Source organism: Alcanivorax sp. HI0083 (assembly GCF_001635175.1).
On record NZ_LWFX01000159.1, the window covers coordinates 1 to 1,206 of the forward strand.

General features: G+C 58.8%; 1 protein-coding gene. It reads right to left on the minus strand.

All coding sequences use genetic code 11. The features are described 5' to 3' along the window. The coding region (locus A3754_RS01730) for an ATP-binding protein (RefSeq protein ID WP_156496683.1) at positions 1-1,206 on the minus strand (1,206 nt) is incomplete at both ends.

Genomic DNA, 1,206 nt, shown 5'->3' on the forward strand with positions numbered 1-1,206 from the left:
TGGTGCCCCGGCGTCACGAAGGATCTGCCGCAAGGTGGTTTGCAGGCGCGCCAGGTTCACCGGCTTGGCCAGATGCCCGATCATGCCGGCATCGTGGCAGGCATGGATCTTGTCCGGGATGGCGTGGGCAGTGAGGGCAATAATGGGAACCCAGGGCAAGCGGCCTTCCTGTTGCAGCTTGATAATCGCTCGCGAGGTTTCAAAGCCGTCCATGTCTGGCATTTCGCAATCCATTAATACCAGGTCGAAGGGCTGCTGTGCAGACATCAAGACGGCGATAGCTTCCAGCCCGCTCTCCGCCACTTCCGTCTCGTAGCCCAGTTTTTGGCACAGCCCCTCGGCCACCATCAGGTTGATGTGGTTATCGTCCACGATCAGCAATAGGCCGCCGGACAGGCCTCGCAGGCTGTCTGCGACGGGTTCCGAGGTAAAGGTATCGGCACGTTCCGTGGATGGGATGGGGAGCCGGAACCAGAAGCGCGAGCCCTGTTTGGGTTGGCTGTCCACACCGATTTCTCCTCCCATGATCTCTACCAGTTGCCGGCAAATGGCAAGCCCGAGGCCGGTGCCGCCATAGCGTCGGCTGGTGGAGCTGTCGCCCTGCTGAAAATGGTCGAAGAGTCGGCGCTGCTGCTCTTCGGTAATGCCAATGCCGCTGTCGTGCACCTCAAACAAGGCGTAATCCGCGTTGTCCGAATCCCGCTGTACCCGCACGGTGATGGTGCCGTTGTCGGTGAATTTCACCGCGTTGCTGATCAGGTTTACCAGAATTTGTCGCAGCCGCACCGGGTCGCCCATGCAGCGTTCGCCCACGTGGGGAGCAATGTCGAGTGTCAGGGTGTTGGAGTGAACGTGTGCCTTGTGCTGGAACAGGGCCAGGGATTCATTGATCAGGTTGAACAGGTTGAAGCTGGTTTGCTCGATGGGCATTTTGCCCGCTTCGATGCGGGAATAATCGAGGATGTCATTAATCAGGTTCAGCAGGCTGTTCCCGGACTGTTCAATCACGTTCAGATTGTGGCGTTGATCATCATCCAGGGAGGCTCCCTTGAGCATGTCCACGGTGCCGATAATACCGTTCAGTGGTGTGCGAATTTCGTGGCTCATTACCGCCAGAAATTCGCTGCGGGCGCTGAGCGCGGCATTCAGCTCCCCGGTGCGCTCGGTGACGCGCTGTTCCAGCACTTCGTTGGCTTCGCGTTGAAT